This is a genomic window from Stutzerimonas sp. LR2 (assembly GCF_055755175.1).
In genome coordinates, this window is sequence record NZ_JBVTRR010000003.1 from 231,201 (window position 1) to 247,806 (window position 16,606).

Sequence of the window (16,606 nt, forward strand, 5' to 3'; positions counted from 1 at the left end):
CAAACAACAACAATCTTGCCGGGCACTCGCTGCACGGCTGCATTTCCCTACCTGCCCCAACGCCAAGAAAAAAGAAGGTATCCAATGCAACCTACGCAAGCCGAACGAGCCACACCCTCCCAGCGCAACGTGCTTCGCGGCGCCATCTTCATCATGGCGACGTCGTCCATCGGTCCGGCCTTTCTGACCCAGACCTCGCTGTTCACCGAGAAATACCTGGCGAGCTTCGCCTTCGCCATTCTGGTCTCGCTGCTGATCGATATCGGCGCCCAGCTCAACATCTGGCGGATCATCACCGTCGCCAACCTGCGCGGCCAGGATGTCGCCAACCGGGTGATCCCCGGCGTCGGCCACCTGATCTCGGCCTTCATCGTGCTTGGCGGCATCGCCTTCAACATCGGCAACATCGGCGGTGCCGGGCTGGCCATGAACGTCATCTTCGGCATCCCGCCGGTGATCGGCTCGCTGATCGCCGCGGTGCTGATCATCGGCATCTTTCTGCTTCGCAATGCCAAGGGCGTAATGGATTCGGTGATGCAGGTGCTGGGTCTGGTGATGCTCTGCATGATCGGCTACGCCATGCTGCAGTCGAGCCCACCGCTGCTCGAGGCGGTCAATCGCAGCTTCAACCCGGACGATCCGCTGATCCTGTTGCTGCCAATCGTGACACTGGTGGGCGGTACCGTTGGCGGCTACATCTCGTTCTCCGGCGGGCACCGGTTGGTGGAAGCCGGCATCACTGGCGTCGAGAACGTCAGGCTGGTCACCCGAGCGGCGGTCACCGGCATCGCCACTACCGGCGTTGTGCGCATCTGCCTGTTCCTGGCCGCGCTCGGGGTCGTCAGCCAGGGGCTCGGCCTCGACCCGAGCAACCCTGCCGCATCGGTGTTCTCCCACTCGATGGGCACGGTCGGCTACAAGATCTTCGGCGTGGTACTGCTGGCCGCCTCGGTGTCATCGGTGATCGGCGCCGCCTACACCAGCGTCACCTTCATGTACTCGTTGCACGACAGCATCCGCCGCCACAACCAGCGTATGGTGATCGGCTTCATCGCCTGCTCGACGCTCATCTACAGCCTGGTCGGACAGCCGGTGAAGGTTCTGGTGGTGGCGGGCACGCTGAATGCCCTGGTGCTGCCGCTGGCGCTGGGCTGCGTGCTGCTGGCGTCGCGCAAGCCGGCAATCGTCGGCGACCGGTATCGCCACCCGACCTGGATGCTGGTGTTCGGCCTGCTGGCGATGGTGGCCACGGCGGTCGGGGTGGTGATGTCGTTCAACGCCCTGCTGGAATTCTGGCAGTCCTGACCGCCACGTACGCGAGCGCGATCAGCGCTCGCCGAGCAGCCAGCCGAGCGATACCTCGAACTGGCCGCGTTCGTCGGTGATGAACAAGGTGCCGTCGCTGATCATCACGCCCCACTGCAGGCTACGCGGCAGGTCCTTGACCAGCGCGGCCAGCGCCTCGGAGTCGATGCTGGCGATGGACAGGTTCTTCAGCCCCTTCACCGCATCGATCACCTTGCTCTGCCAGACCCGCAGGTTGCCGTACGCCAGCAGGCTGACGCGCTCGGCACGTCGCGAACACCAGGTCAGACGCTCGGCATCCGGCTGGCCGACCTCGATCCAGTGGAGGATGCGGCCATCCAGGCTCTTCTCCCACAGTGCCGGCTCGTCCACATCGGACAACCCGCGGCCGAACGCCAACTGCTCGCTGTACCACAGTGCATAGGCGATCAGACGCACACCCAGACGTTCCTCGGTTTCCGAGGGGTGCCTGGCTACCGTGAAGCGCAGGTTTTCGTAGACGCCACGGTCCAGGTCCGTGAGATTCAACTCGACTTTGTAGGGTGTCGCTTGCAGGGCCATGAGGCGGGCTTCTTGGTCGGAAAAAAGGCAGGCAGTCTAACTCAAAGCCCGAACCCGGGCGCACCGCGGGTAAGCGCTGCGCCGTCCTGGGCCTCGGCGTCACCATTCGCCAGGCGAGTGCAGTTGCGCCCGGCCGCCTTGGCGGCATAGAGCGCCCGGTCCGCCTGCGCCATCAGCTCGTCGAGTTCGTAGCGGGAGATGGTGGTCGCCACGCCGATGCTGACACTCAGCTGCCCCTGCTCGGCGAAGGGCATGGCGGCGAACTCGCCGCGAATACGCTCGGCCACCTCCCGGCCGACAAGCGCATCGGCATCGGCCAGCAGACAGGCGAATTCCTCTCCGCCGATCCGCCCGAACACGTCCTGACGTCGCATTCGCCGGGCGATCACCTGGCCGAAGTCGATCAGCGCACGATCGCCGGCCTGATGACCGAAGGTGTCGTTGAGCCGCTTGAAGAAGTCCAGATCGCAAAGCAGCAGCGTCACCGGCTCGCCGCGCGCACGACAGCGCTGCAGCAGGGCCTGCCCGGCATCGATGAAAGAGCGTCGGTTGCCGATGCCGGTGAGCGGATCACTGAGCGAGGCGTGCCGATACTGCTGCTCGGCGCGCTCGCGAACCATCGCCAGGGTGACGAAGGAAATACCGATGGCATAGAGCAACGTCTCGAAGATCACGAAGGCAAAGAAGCTCACCTGATCGGCGTCACCGAACGGCTGACCGCGGTCAACCACCATGCGCAGCAGATAGAACGATACGTGAAGCAGCATCAGGCCCATGGCAGGCCGCAGCGAAACCGATAGTCGCTGCCGGCTGCGCCAGAGCTCGGACATCGCAAGCAGGGTGTAGACGACCGTCAGCGCCGAAGCCAGCAATAGCCGCGCGGTCAGGGATGAATAAAACGCAGGCACCAGGCACAGCCCGCCCCATAGCAGCGCCCCGGCCAATATTCCGGGCAGGTGCGGCGGTCGACCGACGAACGTGCGCATCGCCGTCCAGTTCATGGCCAGCGCGAGCTGGAGGGCGATGTTGCCGAGCACGATCGGCACCACGTCGATCCCCATTCCGCGCAGGCAGCCGAGCACGGTTGAAACCGTCCCGAACAGCAGCATCAGGCAGGTGAAGCCCAGCGTCGCATCACGCTGCCCGCTGCGCCAGGCGAAGAACATCAGCACGCCAAGCAGGAGCAGCACATATATATCCACCAGCGTCAGGGTGGGAACGCTCAGATGCACAGCGCGGCTCCGTCGGGACGGCCTTGTCCCGCGTCAGGCGCGGGCAACAGGCAGGTTCAGAAAAGGCAGGCAGTTTACGCCCCCGCCCTACGCCGAGCCAGCTCACGCCGACGGACGCCGGCCCTCGCAGGGCATGGCAATCGCGGCGGCGGCACATTGTTCGAGTGGCTGTCATCGGCCAGCCGACGAACGATCTTTGACAATTATTCTCATTCTGATTAGCATCACTTCCGTCAACGAATTCAACGGGTAGTGCTCTATGTACGTCTGTCTTTGCCAGGGTGTCACCGACGGCCAGATTCGCGATGCCATCTACGAGGGCTGCTGCAGCTATCGTGAGGTTCGCGAAGCGACCGGCGTCGCCACCCAGTGCGGCAAATGCGCATGCGTCGCCAAGCAGGTCGTTCGCGAAACGCTCAGCGACGTGCAGAACGCCCAGGCGGCCCTGGCCTACCCCGCGAGCTTTGTTCAGGCTTGACAGACTGAAGCCTTGAAAGCCGGGCCCTGCCCGGCTTTTTTTTGCCTGCAAATCAGCCAGTTGCCCACCAGGATGCAGAACGCAACCATTCTCACTAGATTTAGGCTTTTGCATTCAAGGACTTAGGTTTGACAGCTCGCCCGACGCTGGCCAGACTGCATCAATCACCACCGTTCCAGGCAGGCTAACTTCATGAAAGGCGACAAGCTGGTCATTCAGCATCTCAACAAGATCCTCGGCAACGAGCTGGTAGCCATCAACCAGTATTTTCTGCATGCGCGCATGTATGAAGACTGGGGTCTCGGCAAGCTCGGCAAGCACGAGTACGACGAATCCATCGACGAGATGAAGCATGCCGACAAGCTGATCAAGCGCATCCTCTTCCTGGAAGGCCTGCCGAACCTGCAGGATCTCGGCAAGCTGCTGATCGGCGAGAATACCCGCGAAATGCTTGAGTGCGACCTCAAGCTGGAACAGGGTGGCGTACAGGACCTGAAGGTGGCCATTGCCTACTGCGAGAGCGTCGGCGACTACGGCAGCCGTGAGCTGCTGGAAGACATCCTCGAGTCCGAGGAAGAGCACATCGACTGGCTGGAAACGCAGCTGGGCCTGATCGACAAGGTGGGCCTGGAGAACTACCTGCAGTCGCAGATGGACGACTGATCCGCCGGAAACCGACGCAAAGCAAAACGCCCCGATCAGATCGGGGCGTTTTCGTTTCCAGCGGTTCCGTTTATTGCTGCTCGGCGGCCTCGGCAGGCTGCTCGGCTTCGTCGCCCTTGATATCCAGCAGCTCGAGATCGAACACCAGCACCGAATTCGCCGGAATCAGCGGGCTCGGGCTCTGCTCGCCGTAAGCCAGCTCGCTCGGGATGTACAGCTTGAACTTTTCACCGACGTGCATCAGCTGCAGGCCTTCGACCCAACCAGGAATCACGCCGCCAACCGGCAGATCGATCGGACTGCCGCGCTTGATCGAACTGTCGAAGACGGTGCCATCGGTCAGACTGCCTTCGTAGTGAACGGTCACCACGTCGTTCTCGGTCGGCTGACGACCTTCGGCCGACTTGACGACTTCGTACTGCAGGCCGGACTCGGTGGTTTTCACGCCTTCGCGCTTGGCGTTCTCCTCGAGGAACTTCTTGCCCGCCTCGACCGCCTTGGCATTCATCTCGGCCATGCGTTCTTCGGCGCGGGTCTGCAGGAAGGTGAAGGCCTCCATCAGCTGCTCGTCGGTCAGCTTCTGCTCCTTGTTACCGATGGCATCTTCGATGCCCTGCGCCACAGCCTTGGAATCGAGATCATCCATGCCCTCCTGCGCAAGGCTCTTGCCCATGTTCAGGCCGATGCCGTAGGACGCCTTCTGCGCCGGAGTGTCCAGTTTGACACTGGTCTGCGAGTCGCAGCCGGCCAGTACCAGGCCGACCAGGGCGATCGCAGGTGCCAAACGTTGATGTCTCAGTCTCATGCTGTTTCCTTAATTACGCAGTTGGGACTTACCGAAAGCGGATGGCCGAGCTTAGCAGCGCATCCAGGCACTGGCTACCGCGCCTCCCGACCAGGATCGTAAAGAGATGGCAAAGAAAGGAACCGCGTAGCATTTTGCCGCAGGGGGGGCATGAACAGGGACGGCGAGGCATCCCGGAAAATCAGGCAAAAAAAAACGGCCTATAAGGCCGTTTTCTTCGGTGCTTCAGGGCGTTCAGTGTTCCCGTGAAGCTAATATGGCGCAGCGGACGGGACTCGAACCCGCGACCCCCGGCGTGACAGGCCGGTATTCTAACCGACTGAACTACCGCTGCGCTAAACCTCGAGTGGTGGGTGATGACGGGATCGAACCGCCGACCCTCTGCTTGTAAGGCAGATGCTCTCCCAGCTGAGCTAATCACCCGTTTGCTCTCGAAGTGGGGCGCATTCTAGAGAGGGTTCCGAACCTTGGCAACCCCCTTTTGAAAAAAAATTTGCAGAAGTTCCAAGGACTTAGGAAAACCCTGGTTTGCCAGCCATTTTATCCGGCCCGCTACGCATTAACTTGCTTCAGGGTTGGCCTCAGCCAGCCAGGCAGGAATAATGCGCTCCTTTGTTTCCCCGGAGATCTACCCCGCCATGTGGTTTCGCAATCTGCTCGTATACCGTCTCACCCAGAACGTCGCTCTAGATGCCGAGACTCTCGAAGCTGCACTGGCCGCCAAACCCGCCCGCCCCTGCGCCAGCCAGGAACTGAGCACCTATGGTTTCGTCGCGCCGTTCGGCAAGGGTGAAGACGCCCCGCTGGTGCACGCCAGCCAGGGCTTTCTGCTGATCGCCACGCGCAAGGAAGAACGTATTCTGCCCGGCAGCGTGGTCAAGGATGCAGTGAAGGAGAAGGTCGACGAAATCGAGGCCGAGCAGATGCGCAAGGTCTACAAGAAGGAGCGCGACCAGATCAAGGACGAGATCATCCAGGCCTTCCTTCCGCGTGCCTTCATCCGCAAGTCCGGCACCTTCGCCGCGATCGATGCCGAGCGCGGTCTGATCCTGGTCAACTCGGCCAGTCCGAAGAAGGCCGAAGACCTGCTGTCCACCCTGCGTGAAGCGATCGGCTCGCTGCCGGTGCGCCCGCTGACGGTGAAGATCGCGCCCAGCGCCACGCTTACCGACTGGGTGAAGACTCAGAAGGCGGCGGACGACTTCTTCGTGCTGGACGAATGCGAACTGCGTGACACCCACGAAGACGGCGGTGTGGTGCGCTGCAAGCGTCAGGACCTGACCAGCGACGAGATCCAGCAGCATATGGAAGCCGGCAAGCAGGTCACCCAGCTGTCCCTGGCATGGCAGGACAAGCTGTCCTTCGTACTGGACGACAAGCTGATCATCAAGCGCCTGCGCTTCGAGGAACTGCTGCAGGACCAGGCCGAACAGGACGGTGGCGACGACGCGCTCGCCCAGCAGGACGCCAGTTTCCTGCTGATGATGATGACCTTCCGCGAGTTCCTGCCGGCGCTGTTCGAGGCCTTCGGCGGCGAAGAGGTTCCGCAGGGCATCTGACCGCACGGGGCGCCGCGCGGCGCCCCTCCCCCTTCCGCCTCAGCGCAGGCCGATCTGCGTCAGCAGGATCCCGCCCAGCCGCTGGCCCAGCGCCCAGAGCAGGAAGCGCTCGATGAACTCCGGTGCATCGATGAACAGCGCACCGCAGACCAGCACGCTGAGCAGCGAGACGACCAGGAACAGCTGCGGTATCGACAGTTTCAGCACGACCAGCAGCACGATCGCGATGATCGCCGAGCCGACCATGAACAGCGCGTTGAGAATATTGTTCGCCGCCACCACCCGCGAACGCTCGTGCGCCACGCTGCGCGACTGAATCAGCGCATACAGCGGGACGATGTACAGGCCGCCGAAGATTCCCAGCCCGAGGATGTCCATCAATACCCACCAGGCCGACGGCTCGCCCAGCAGTGCCAGCCAGTCCACACTGGCTGCAGGCTGCGGATGCGCGCCGGCATGCCACCAGAGCAGCCCGCCACACAGGCTCAGGCCGATCGCCCCGAACGGAACCAGACCGATTTCAACGTGATGCCGTGACAGCCGCTCGCACAGCAGGGAGCCCAGCGCGATGCCTACCGAGAACAGGGTGAGGATCAGCGTCACCACGCTTTCATCGCCACCCAGGTAGTCCTTGGAGAAGGCCGGGATCTGGGTCAGGTAGGTGGCACCGAGAAACCAGAACCAGGAATTGCCCAGCATGGCCCGTGACACGGCGCGCTGCTGGCCGAAGCCCAGCCGCAGAACCCGCCACGACTGGCGCAGCACGTGCCAGTCCATATGCAAGGTTGGCAAGGCGGCCGTCGCGGCGGGAATCGCGAGACTGGCCAGGTACCCGACCAGGGCGATCAGCACCACGCTGAGTGCCACCCACTCGGCATAGGCGTCGCTCGCCATCAGCACACCCGCACCGATGGTGCCGCCGAGAATGGCCAGGAACGTCCCCATTTCAACCAGCGCGTTGCCGCCGACCAGTTCGTCCTCCGTCAGTTGCTGCGGCAGTATCGAATACTTGACCGGGCCGAACAGCGCCGACTGGGTGCCCATGCAGAACAGCACCACCAGCAGCAGCGGCAGGTTGCCCAGCAGCATCCCCAAGGCACCGGCCAGCATGATGAGGATCTCGGCGAACTTGATCCGACGGATCAGCACGGCCTTCTCGAAGCGTTCACCCAACTGCCCGCCCAGCGCGGAAAAGAGAAAGAACGGCAGAATGAACAGCAGAGCGCAGAGATTGATCAGCAGGCTCTTGTCGGAGGTCGTACCGAGCTTGAACAGAATCGCCAGGATCAGGGCTTGCTTGAACACGTTGTCGTTGAATGCACCCAGCAGCTGGGTACAGAAGAACGGCAGAAACCGGCGTTTGCCAAGCAGACGGAACTGCGAGCGTGGCGCCTGGGCACTTCCGGCCGGCGCCGTTCGCGCAGCAGTTCTCGACGACTCGCCGCTCATATCGGCAACTGCCCGAGCGCCCAGCGCAGCGCGAAGAAGCTCAGCAGACCGCCGACAATGGTCGCCAGCAGGTTGCGACTGACCGCGGCGATGGCGATAGCCAGCAGCCCGGCCAGCAGGTAAGCGTTGTCCCAGTTCAACGCCCACTGCCCGTCCGGCAGCAGCATTCCGGGCACCACGATGGCGGTCAGTACCGCCACCGGCACGTAATGCAGGCCCTGTTCGATGGCACGCGGAAAGCGCAGATCAGGCCAGGCAAAGAAGCTGTAGCGGATCACGAAGGTGATTGCCAGCATGCCGAGGATCAGCAGCCAGGTACTCATAGCGCCCCCTGCAGTCGCGCAGCGGTTTCGGCCCGGCGCTCCAGCCATACACCGATGACGATTCCCGCCAGCGCGGCGGCTATCAGCCCTAGCTTGTAGGGCAGTTCCCAAGTCAGCAGCGCCACGCCGCCAGCGACCACCGCCGACGCCACCTGTGGGCGCGTGCGCATCATCGGCACAGCGATGCCGATGAAGGTGGCGATCATGGCGAAGTCCAGTCCCCAGCGGGCGATATCCGGCACGGCCTGGCCGAAGGCGACGCCGACCAGTGTGGAAAGCTGCCAGTTGAGATACATCGTCAGCGCGGCACCGAGAAAGTACCAGTGCTTGTACGGCGACGCATCGTCCCTGGCATAGCGGTTCTGCACCACGGCGAACGCTTCGTCCGTCAGCCAGAAGGCCAGAGGCACGCGCCAACGCCCAGGCAGGTGCCTCACGAACGGCTGCAGCGCCGCGCTGTACAGCGCATGCCGCAGGTTCACCACGAAGGTCGTCAGCAGCACCACCGCCGCACCGACCCCACCGGTGATCAGGGTAATGGCGATGAACTGCGCCGAGCCGGCGAAGACCAGCGCCGACATGCCCATGGTCTGCCAGCCGGACAGGCCGGCGCCCACCGCCAGGGTGCCGAAGATGATGCCGAACGGGATCGCACCGAGGATCAAGGGCAATATGTCACGGCAACCATGGACGAACTCTTGCGAGCGGGACATCGGAACTCCTGTAGACCTCATCGCGAGAATCCTACACGCCTCGTCAGACGACGGCATGACAGCCAAGGAGCCCCGCATGATTCGAGCCGCTGTGCGGCAAAGCAGCGCACGATAACCGAACTGATGGCGCCAGGCGAAGCTCCGCCCGGGCAGTCAGTCGGCCGCCAGGCGTTGCCGGACCTGCGGCCAGTCGCGGTCGGTGATGCTGTACAGCACGGTGTCGTCCAGCCGACCGTCGGCCAGCCGCCGATGGTTGCGCAGCAGCCCCTCGCGCTCGGCACCGAGCTTCTCGATGGCCCGCTGCGAGCGCAGGTTGCTGGCGGCGGTCTTCAGCTGCAGACGCACCAGCTGCCATTCCTCGAAGGCGTGCCGCAGCACGAGGAACTTGATCGAGGTGTTAAGGCCGGTGCCATGCTCCGCCTGGTCCAGCCAGGTCCAGCCCAGCTCGGCGGCTGGCAGGCCGATGTTGAAGTCGGCGAAGCGCGTGGTGCCGATCAGTCGGTCGGCCATCCGCACGCTGAACACCACCGCCCGCCCCTCACGCTGCTCGGCCAGGGCGTGGCGATACCAGTCCGGGCGCAACGGCCCGTTCATGTAAACCAGCTCTGCACGGTTGCGTTCTGCCAGCGCGACGAGTTCAGGGATATCCGCCTCCATCAGCGGCTCCAGGCGCAGCGCACCACGCTGCAGGGTTACCGGGCGCGGGGTAAGCATGACATTCTCCTGTGATCGGTAGGTACGGACCGGCGATGCCGAGACAGTAACCCAAGGTGGACGCGATGCCGTGGCCGGCGGACAGCCGGTGATGGTGCTGGCAGGCCCGTGCTAGACACATGCGACCTTGGTCGCAACCCTGCACACGGGGCGTGCCATTGCTGCGAAACTTCGCCAATCCTCATATTAAAGAGTCGCCAGAGCTGATTGAATTCGGCGCCTTACCGGCCAACCGAAGCCATCCTCCTGGCATCTACCTTCGCTTTCTGGAGTTTGCATGACGCTGTCAGGCGGGCTGATCGCCGCGGTCGCCCTCGTCTATATGGCCATTCTGTTCGCCATCGCCTTCTATGGTGACCGTAACAGCGCCTCCATGTCGCCGCGCCTGCGGCCCTGGGTCTACAGCCTCTCTCTGGCGGTGTACTGCACCAGCTGGACCTTCTTCGGTGCCGTCGGCCAGTCCACCGAGCAGCTGTGGGCGTTCCTGCCGATCTATCTGGGTCCGATCCTGCTCATGCTGTTCGCGCCGCATGTGATCCAGAAGATGATCATGATCAGCAAGCAGGAAAACATCACCTCCATCGCCGACTTCATCGCCGCGCGCTACGGCAAGTCGCAGCTGCTGGCGGTGGTGGTCACGCTGATCTGCCTGGTCGGTGTGTTGCCGTACATCGCGCTGCAGCTCAAGGGCATCGTGCTCGGGGTGAACGTGCTGAGCGGCATCAACATCGAGGCGGCCGGCACCGGCACCCGGGACACGGCCTTGATCGTCTCGATCGTCCTGGCACTGTTCACCATTCTCTTCGGCACGCGCAATCTCGACGTCACCGAGCACCACCGCGGCATGGTCCTGGCGATCGCCTTCGAATCGCTGATCAAGCTGCTGGCCTTTCTCGCGGTCGGCGCATTCGTCACCTTCGGCCTGTACAACGGCTTCGGCGACCTGTTCAACCGCGCCCACGACGCGCCTGAACTCGCCGATTTCTGGAGCGAGAACGTCAACTGGGCAGCGATGCTGGTTCAGACCACCGTGGCGATGATGGCGATCGTCTGCCTGCCGCGGCAGTTCCACGTCGCGGTAGTGGAAAACATCGAGCCGCGCGACTTCCGCCTGGCTCGCTGGGTGTTCCCTCTATATCTCGTGCTGGCCGCCGTGTTCGTCGTGCCGATCGCCCTCGCCGGTCAGATGCTGCTGCCGGCGGGCGTCACTCCGGACTCGTTCGTCATCAGCCTGCCGCTGGCCGAGCTGCATCCCTGGCTCGCGCTGCTGGCCTTCATCGGCGGTGCTTCGGCGGCGACCGGCATGGTGATCGTCGCCAGCGTGGCGCTTTCCACCATGGTTTCCAACGACATGCTGCTGCCGTGGCTGCTGCGCCGCCAGGAAGCCGAACGCCCCTTCGAGGCCTTCCGCCACTGGATGCTCTCGGTACGCCGCATCACCATCGTGGCGATCCTCCTGCTGGCCTACGTCAGCTACCGCCTGCTCGGTTCCACCGCCTCCCTGGCCACCATCGGCCAGATCGCCTTCGCCGCCATCACCCAGCTGGCGCCGGCCATGGTCGGCGCGCTGTACTGGAAACAGGCCAACCGCCGTGGCGTGTTCGCCGGCCTCACCGCCGGTGCGGCGATCTGGTTCTACACGCTGATCCTGCCGTTGCTCGGCTGGCCGCTCGACATGTTCCCGGGCCTGAGCTGGATGTACAACGGCGGCCTCGGATTCGGCCTAAGCGGCCTGACCCTCGGGGTCACCCTGTCGCTGATCGGCAACGCCACGCTGTTCTTCTGGGTCTCGATCCTGACTCAGACCCACGTGGCGGAGCACTGGCAGGCCAGCCGCTTCATCGGCCAGGAAATCACCTCCCCCACCGGTGCGCGGCGCCTGCTCGCCGTGCGCGTCGAGGACCTGCTGACCCTGGCATCGCGCTTCGTCGGCGCCGAGCGCGCCGAGCAGAGCTTCCAGCGCTTCGCCCGCCGCCATGGCCAGGACTTCTCGCCCAAACTGCAGGCCGACGGCCAGTGGATCGCGCATACCGAGCGTCTGCTCGCCGGCGTGCTCGGCGCGTCCTCCACCCGTGCGGTGGTCAAAGCGGCGCTGGAAGGCCGCGACATGCAGGTCGACGACGTGGTGCGTATCGTCGGCGAAGCCTCCGAAGTGCTGCAGTTCAACCGAGCGTTGCTGCAAGGCGCGATCGAAAACATCACCCAGGGCATCAGCGTGGTCGACCAGTCGCTGCGCCTGGTGGCCTGGAACCATCGCTATCTCGAACTCTTCGAGTATCCGGACGGGCTGGTCTACATCGGCCGGCCGATCGCCGACATCATCCGCTACAACGCCGAACGCGGCCTGTGCGGGCCGGGCGACCCCGATACCCATGTGGCCAAGCGCCTGTACTGGATGCGCCAGGGCCGTGCCCACACCTCCGAGCGGCTGTTCCCCAACGGCCGGGTCGTCGAGCTGATCGGCAACCCGATGCCCGGCGGCGGCTTCGTCATGAGTTTCAGTGACATCACCGCGTACCGCGAGGCCGAACGTGCCCTGAAGGACGCCAACGAAGGCCTGGAACAACGCGTCAGCGAACGCACCCAGGAGCTGTCGCAACTGAACCAGGCACTGATCGAGGCCAAGAGCACCGCCGAGGCGGCGAACCAGTCCAAGACCCGCTTCCTCGCCGCGGTCAGCCATGACCTGATGCAGCCGCTCAACGCGGCTCGCCTTTTCTCCGCCGCGTTGTCGCACCAGCAGAGCGCCCTGCCCAAGGAAGCCCAGGAACTGGTACAGCACCTGGACAGCGCGCTGCGTTCGGCCGAGGACCTTATCACCGACCTGCTGGACATCTCGCGCCTGGAAAGCGGCCGGGTCACCCCGGATCGCAACCCCTTCCCGCTGGCGACGCTGTTCGACACCCTCGGCACCGAGTTCACCGCACTGGCCCGCGAACAGGGCGTCAACTTCCGCGTGCACGGCAGCAAGCTGCGCGTGGACAGTGACATCCGCCTGTTGCGCCGGGTACTGCAGAACTTCCTTACCAACGCCTTCCGCTATGCCAAGGGCCGAGTGGTGCTCGGTGTGCGCCGGCAGGGCTCATCGCTGCGCCTGGAGGTGTGGGACCGCGGCCCGGGCATTCCGCATGACAAGCTCAAGGTCATCTTCGAAGAGTTCAAGCGCCTGGACAGCCACCAGACCCGCGCCGAAAAGGGCCTGGGGCTGGGCCTGGCCATCGCCGACGGCCTCTGCCACGTCCTCGACCACCCACTGGAGGTGCGTTCCTGGCCGGGCAAGGGCAGCGTCTTCAGTGTCACGGTGCCGATCGCCCGCGCCGTCAGCCAGCCACGCCCGGCGGTCAAGCGTGGCGAGGCGCAGCACAGCGCTCTGACCGGCACCCAGGTGCTGTGCATCGACAACGAGGACAGCATCCTGGTGGGCATGAACAGCCTGCTCACGCGCTGGGGCTGCCAGGTCTGGACCGCCAGCAACCGCGCCGAATGCGAAGCGCTGCTGGCCGAGGACATTCGCCCGCAACTGGTGCTGGTCGACTATCACCTGGACGAGGGCCAGACCGGCACCGAGCTGATGGCCTGGCTGCGTACCCGCCTCGGTGAACCGGTGCCAGGTGTGGTGATCAGCGCCGACGCGCGCCCCGAGCTGGTGGCGGCCATTCACGCCAGCGGCCTGGACTTCCTCGCCAAGCCGGTGAAGCCTGCGGCGTTGCGAGCGTTGATGAGCCGCCATCTGACGTTGAGGTAATGGCCTCGGGCCTTATTGGCAGGCAGGCTCTGCTTGCCGGGTGACCTTCTCTTTCGCGCCGGCCAGCGAGCCGGGGCGAAGGGAAAAGCGGCTCGCCCGGGACGCCGAAACGCGGGGCATCAGCACGCCTGGCAAGCCCTGCTCACCAAGCGGCCGGCCCGGACCGATGCCAGCGATACAAAGCAGCCAGTCCGGTATGAAGACCTGGGGACGAATCAGCTGCTCCAAGCCAACCGTCGCGCGGCGACACCGCTAAACTGATGGCCAACTGCACCCTTCACCATGGTGGCCAATGACCCTGGACTTCTTCCTCAACCTCGCCACGGCGCTGGGCGTCGGGCTGCTGATCGGCACGGAGCGTAGCTGGAGCGGGCGTGAAAGCCCCGGCCAGGAGCTAGTGGCGGGCATCCGCACCTTCGGCCTGGCGGGCCTGTTCGGCGGTCTTGCTGCGGTGAGCGTCACCCATCTCGGCGCAATTGCCTGGGTCGCGATGTTCATCGTGCTGGGTCTGCTGGTGATCGCCGGCTACCTGATTGATGCGCAGCGCAGCGGCGATCATGGCATGACCACTGAGGTGGCCCTGCTGCTGACCTTCCTGCTCGGCAGCCTGGCGATTGCGGAGAGCCGTCAGCTGGCAGCCGCCTGCGCCATCGTGGTGGCGCTGCTGCTGAGCCTCAAGACCCGCCTGCACCAGGCGCTGAAGCGCCTCAGCGAAGCCGAACTGGGCGGCGCGTTGAAGATGCTGTTCATCTCGGTGGTCCTATTGCCGGCGCTTCCCAATCAGGGCTACGGCCCCTGGCAGGCGCTCAACCCCTACACCACCTGGATGATGGTGGTGCTGATCGCCGGCATTGGCTTCGCCGCCTACGTGGCCATCCGCGCTTTCGGTGCGCGCCATGGGCTGCTGGTGACGGCGCTGCTCGGCGGCATCGTTTCGTCCACCGCGATGACCATCACCCTGGCCCGACTGAATGCGCCACAGCTGCGCGCTGCACTGGCGGCCGGCCTGCTGGCGACCTCGGCGCTGATGTTCCCGCGCGTGCTGCTGGAGGTGGGCATCGTCAATACTGCCCTGCTGCCTGGGCTGAGCCTGCCCCTGGCCGCAGCCGGTGCGATCTACGCGGCCGGCGCGTTGTTTTACTACCTGCGCGCTGCCAGCGCTGCCGACAGCGACGCCGAGCCCCTGCTGAAGAACCCGTTCGAGCTGGGCCCGGCGCTTCGCTTCGCCGCGCTGCTGGTGCTGATTCTCCTGCTGGTGGAAGGCGCGCGACGCTGGTTCGGCGACGCCGGTATCTATCTGGTTTCGCTGCTGGCGGGCCTGACCGACGTCGATGCCATCACCCTGTCGCTGGCCAGCAAGGCCCGCGACGGCCTGGCCCATGAGGTAGCGGCACGCGGCATCGTCTTCGCCGCGTTGAGCAACAGCCTGGTCAAGGCGATGCTGATCGTCCTGATCGGCGGCCGAGAGCTGGCCTTGCGCACGCTGCCGATCATGTTTGCCGGCCTGCTGACCGGGCTTGCGCTGCTGCTGTTGCGTTAAACGTTCAGCCGCGCGTCACTCGCCGGCTTCGCTGAAGGCTTCGGCCCCTGCCCGCTCCAGCCAGTCACCCGGCAGTCGCTTGCTGGCCCGCGCGCCGAGGGACTTCAACTGCTCGGCGCGGCCGACTAGGTTGCCACGCCCGTCGCTGAGCTTGTTGCGCGCAGAAAGGTAGGCCCGATCCACCTGCTGCAAGCGATTGCCGATCTCGTCGAGGTCCTGGATGAATGCGACGAACTTGTCGTAAAGCGCACCGGCCTTTTCCGCAATCTCCCGAGCGTTCTGGCTTTGCCGTTCCTGCCGCCAGAGGCTGTCGATGACCCGCAGCGTGGCCAATAGCGTGGTCGGGCTGACGATCACGATGTGCCGACCGTAGGCCTCCTGGAAGAGCTCTGGATCGGCCTGCAGGGCCGCCGCGAATGCCGCTTCGATGGGTACGAACAGCAGTACGAAATCGAGGCTCTGCAGCCCCTCCAGATGCTGGTAGTCCTTGAGCGAAAGCCCCTTGAGGTGATTGCGCAGCGATTGCACATGCTGCTTGAGCGCCAGCGCACGGCTGCCTTCGTCCTCGGCGCAGGTCAGCGCCTGGTAAGCGGTCAGGCTGACCTTCGCATCGACCACGACCTGCTTGTCGCCCGGCAGGTGAATGAGCACGTCCGGCTGGAAGCGCGCGCCGTCGGCACTCTTGAGGCTAACCTGGGTGTGGTATTCGCGGCCTTTCTCCAGACCGGCATGCTCCAGAACCTTCTCCAGTACCAGTTCGCCCCAGTTACCTTGGGTCTTCTGGCCCTGCAGGGCACGGGTCAGATTGGTCGCTTCGTCGCCCAGACGCTGGTTCAGCTGTTGCAGCCGCTCCAGCTCTCGGGCCAGGGAAAAGCGCTCGCGGGCCTCGTGCTGATAGCTTTCTTCGACGCGCTTCTCGAAGGACTGGATGCGCTCTTTCAGCGGCTCGAGCAGCTGACCGAGACGCTCGTGGCTGGACTCGCTGAAGCGCTGCTCACGCTCGTCGAAGATCCGGCCGGCGAGCTCGGCGAATTGCGCGCGCAGTTCGTCGCGCGCGGCCTGAAGGTCGGAGAGGCGCTGCTGATGGGCGTTGTGCTGCTCGCGCAGCTCGGCGTCCAGCGCGGCATGGGCGGCGCTCAGCCGGCGTAGCTCCGCCTGTTGCGCGTCGCGCTCGGCCTGCAGATCGGCAATGGTTTCGGTGTCGTGGCCACGCTGCGTGCGCAGCAGCTCGGTCTCGCGTCGCAGCGCGGCCAGTTCGGCCTGCTGCTCGGACTTGATACCGCTCAGCTCTGCGAGCTCGATCCGATAGCCGTCCAGCTGTGCGGTCAGGCCTTGCTGCGCCGAAATCGCCTGCCTGAGCCGTTCTTCGAGCAGAGCCTGCTCGGCCTCGCCAGTGACCAGGCGGCGCTGGAGATAAAGGCACAGCCCTGCCAGGGCGATCAGGCCGAATGCCAGACCGATCAATAGATGGAGGGGATCAAGGGACATGAAAGGCTCCGGCGAAGTTGCCGGGCAGTAT

Annotated in this window: 14 protein-coding genes and 2 tRNA genes; 6 read left to right on the forward strand and 10 right to left on the reverse strand. The window is 64.4% G+C overall.

Going from position 1 to position 16,606, the window contains the following annotated elements:
* Nucleotides 1–84: 84 nt before the first annotated feature.
* The gene (locus ACVRRC_RS11890; protein ID WP_196111267.1) at nt 85–1,305 is read left to right on the forward strand and encodes an NRAMP family divalent metal transporter; all 1,221 of its coding nucleotides are present in this window, start codon (nt 85–87) and stop codon (nt 1,303–1,305) included.
* Between the two features lie 21 nt (nt 1,306–1,326).
* Here ACVRRC_RS11890 and ACVRRC_RS11895 read toward each other — a convergent pair whose 3' ends face one another.
* Nucleotides 1,327–1,866 carry a YaeQ family protein gene (locus ACVRRC_RS11895; RefSeq protein WP_011913873.1) on the reverse strand — a complete coding sequence of 180 codons (540 nt, stop codon included), beginning with the start codon at nt 1,864–1,866 and terminating at the stop codon, nt 1,327–1,329.
* Nucleotides 1,867–1,907: 41 nt separating this feature from the next.
* Nucleotides 1,908–3,098 (reverse strand): GGDEF domain-containing protein, encoded by a 1,191-nt coding sequence (locus ACVRRC_RS11900; protein ID WP_020307080.1) that lies wholly within the window; start codon nt 3,096–3,098, stop codon nt 1,908–1,910.
* Nucleotides 3,099–3,357: 259 nt separating this feature from the next.
* On the opposite strand from ACVRRC_RS11900, the gene ACVRRC_RS11905 reads away from it, so the two are divergent.
* Nucleotides 3,358–3,576, forward strand: coding sequence for a bacterioferritin-associated ferredoxin (locus ACVRRC_RS11905; RefSeq protein ID WP_014597196.1), 219 nt, complete (start codon nt 3,358–3,360; stop codon nt 3,574–3,576).
* Between the two features lie 192 nt (nt 3,577–3,768).
* Entirely contained in the window at nt 3,769–4,239 is a 471-nt protein-coding gene (bfr, locus tag ACVRRC_RS11910) for a bacterioferritin (protein ID WP_011913876.1), read from the forward strand.
* A 70-nt stretch (nt 4,240–4,309) separates the two neighbouring features.
* Here the strand turns inward: bfr and ACVRRC_RS11915 are convergent, their stop codons facing one another.
* The 3 genes from ACVRRC_RS11915 to ACVRRC_RS11925 all read right to left on the reverse strand — a co-directional run bounded on the left by ACVRRC_RS11915 (nt 4,310) and on the right by ACVRRC_RS11925 (nt 5,467).
* Nucleotides 4,310–5,044 carry an FKBP-type peptidyl-prolyl cis-trans isomerase gene (locus ACVRRC_RS11915; RefSeq protein ID WP_011913877.1) on the reverse strand — a complete coding sequence of 245 codons (735 nt, stop codon included), beginning with the start codon at nt 5,042–5,044 and terminating at the stop codon, nt 4,310–4,312.
* Between the two features lie 257 nt (nt 5,045–5,301).
* Nucleotides 5,302–5,378: transfer RNA gene (locus tag ACVRRC_RS11920), tRNA-Asp, on the reverse strand.
* A 13-nt stretch (nt 5,379–5,391) separates the two neighbouring features.
* Nucleotides 5,392–5,467: transfer RNA gene (locus tag ACVRRC_RS11925), tRNA-Val, on the reverse strand.
* Nucleotides 5,468–5,682: 215 nt separating this feature from the next.
* On the opposite strand from ACVRRC_RS11925, the gene rdgC reads away from it, so the two are divergent.
* Nucleotides 5,683–6,603: a recombination-associated protein RdgC gene (rdgC, locus tag ACVRRC_RS11930; protein WP_013983374.1), complete on the forward strand. Its 921-nt coding sequence runs from the start codon at nt 5,683–5,685 to the stop codon at nt 6,601–6,603.
* Nucleotides 6,604–6,642: 39 nt separating this feature from the next.
* Here rdgC and ACVRRC_RS11935 read toward each other — a convergent pair whose 3' ends face one another.
* The 4 genes from ACVRRC_RS11935 to ACVRRC_RS11950 all read right to left on the reverse strand — a co-directional run bounded on the left by ACVRRC_RS11935 (nt 6,643) and on the right by ACVRRC_RS11950 (nt 9,802).
* On the reverse strand, nt 6,643–8,052 hold the full coding sequence (locus ACVRRC_RS11935) for an MFS transporter (protein ID WP_014597197.1): 1,410 nt from the start codon (nt 8,050–8,052) through the stop codon (nt 6,643–6,645).
* Complete coding sequence (locus tag ACVRRC_RS11940) at nt 8,049–8,375, reverse strand: AzlD domain-containing protein (RefSeq protein WP_014597198.1); 327 nt, start codon at nt 8,373–8,375, stop codon at nt 8,049–8,051. Before ACVRRC_RS11940 ends, ACVRRC_RS11935 begins: the two co-directional genes overlap by 4 nt.
* Complete coding sequence (locus ACVRRC_RS11945) at nt 8,372–9,088, reverse strand: AzlC family ABC transporter permease (RefSeq protein ID WP_011913881.1); 717 nt, start codon at nt 9,086–9,088, stop codon at nt 8,372–8,374. The genes ACVRRC_RS11940 and ACVRRC_RS11945 overlap by 4 nt, the downstream gene beginning before the upstream one ends.
* Nucleotides 9,089–9,241: 153 nt before the next feature.
* On the reverse strand, nt 9,242–9,802 hold the full coding sequence (locus tag ACVRRC_RS11950; RefSeq protein WP_106443527.1) for a GNAT family N-acetyltransferase: 561 nt from the start codon (nt 9,800–9,802) through the stop codon (nt 9,242–9,244).
* Between the two features lie 277 nt (nt 9,803–10,079).
* On the opposite strand from ACVRRC_RS11950, the gene ACVRRC_RS11955 reads away from it, so the two are divergent.
* Both ACVRRC_RS11955 and ACVRRC_RS11960 read left to right on the forward strand, forming a co-directional pair.
* A complete protein-coding gene (locus ACVRRC_RS11955) occupies nt 10,080–13,547 on the forward strand; it encodes a hybrid sensor histidine kinase/response regulator (protein WP_170799198.1) in 3,468 nt (1,155 codons plus the stop codon).
* Nucleotides 13,548–13,839: 292 nt separating this feature from the next.
* Nucleotides 13,840–15,087, forward strand: coding sequence for an MgtC/SapB family protein (locus tag ACVRRC_RS11960; protein ID WP_472997045.1), 1,248 nt, complete (start codon nt 13,840–13,842; stop codon nt 15,085–15,087).
* Between the two features lie 15 nt (nt 15,088–15,102).
* Here ACVRRC_RS11960 and ACVRRC_RS11965 read toward each other — a convergent pair whose 3' ends face one another.
* Nucleotides 15,103–16,575 (reverse strand): DNA recombination protein RmuC, encoded by a 1,473-nt coding sequence (locus ACVRRC_RS11965; protein ID WP_472997046.1) that lies wholly within the window; start codon nt 16,573–16,575, stop codon nt 15,103–15,105.
* Nucleotides 16,576–16,606 lie beyond the last annotated feature (31 nt).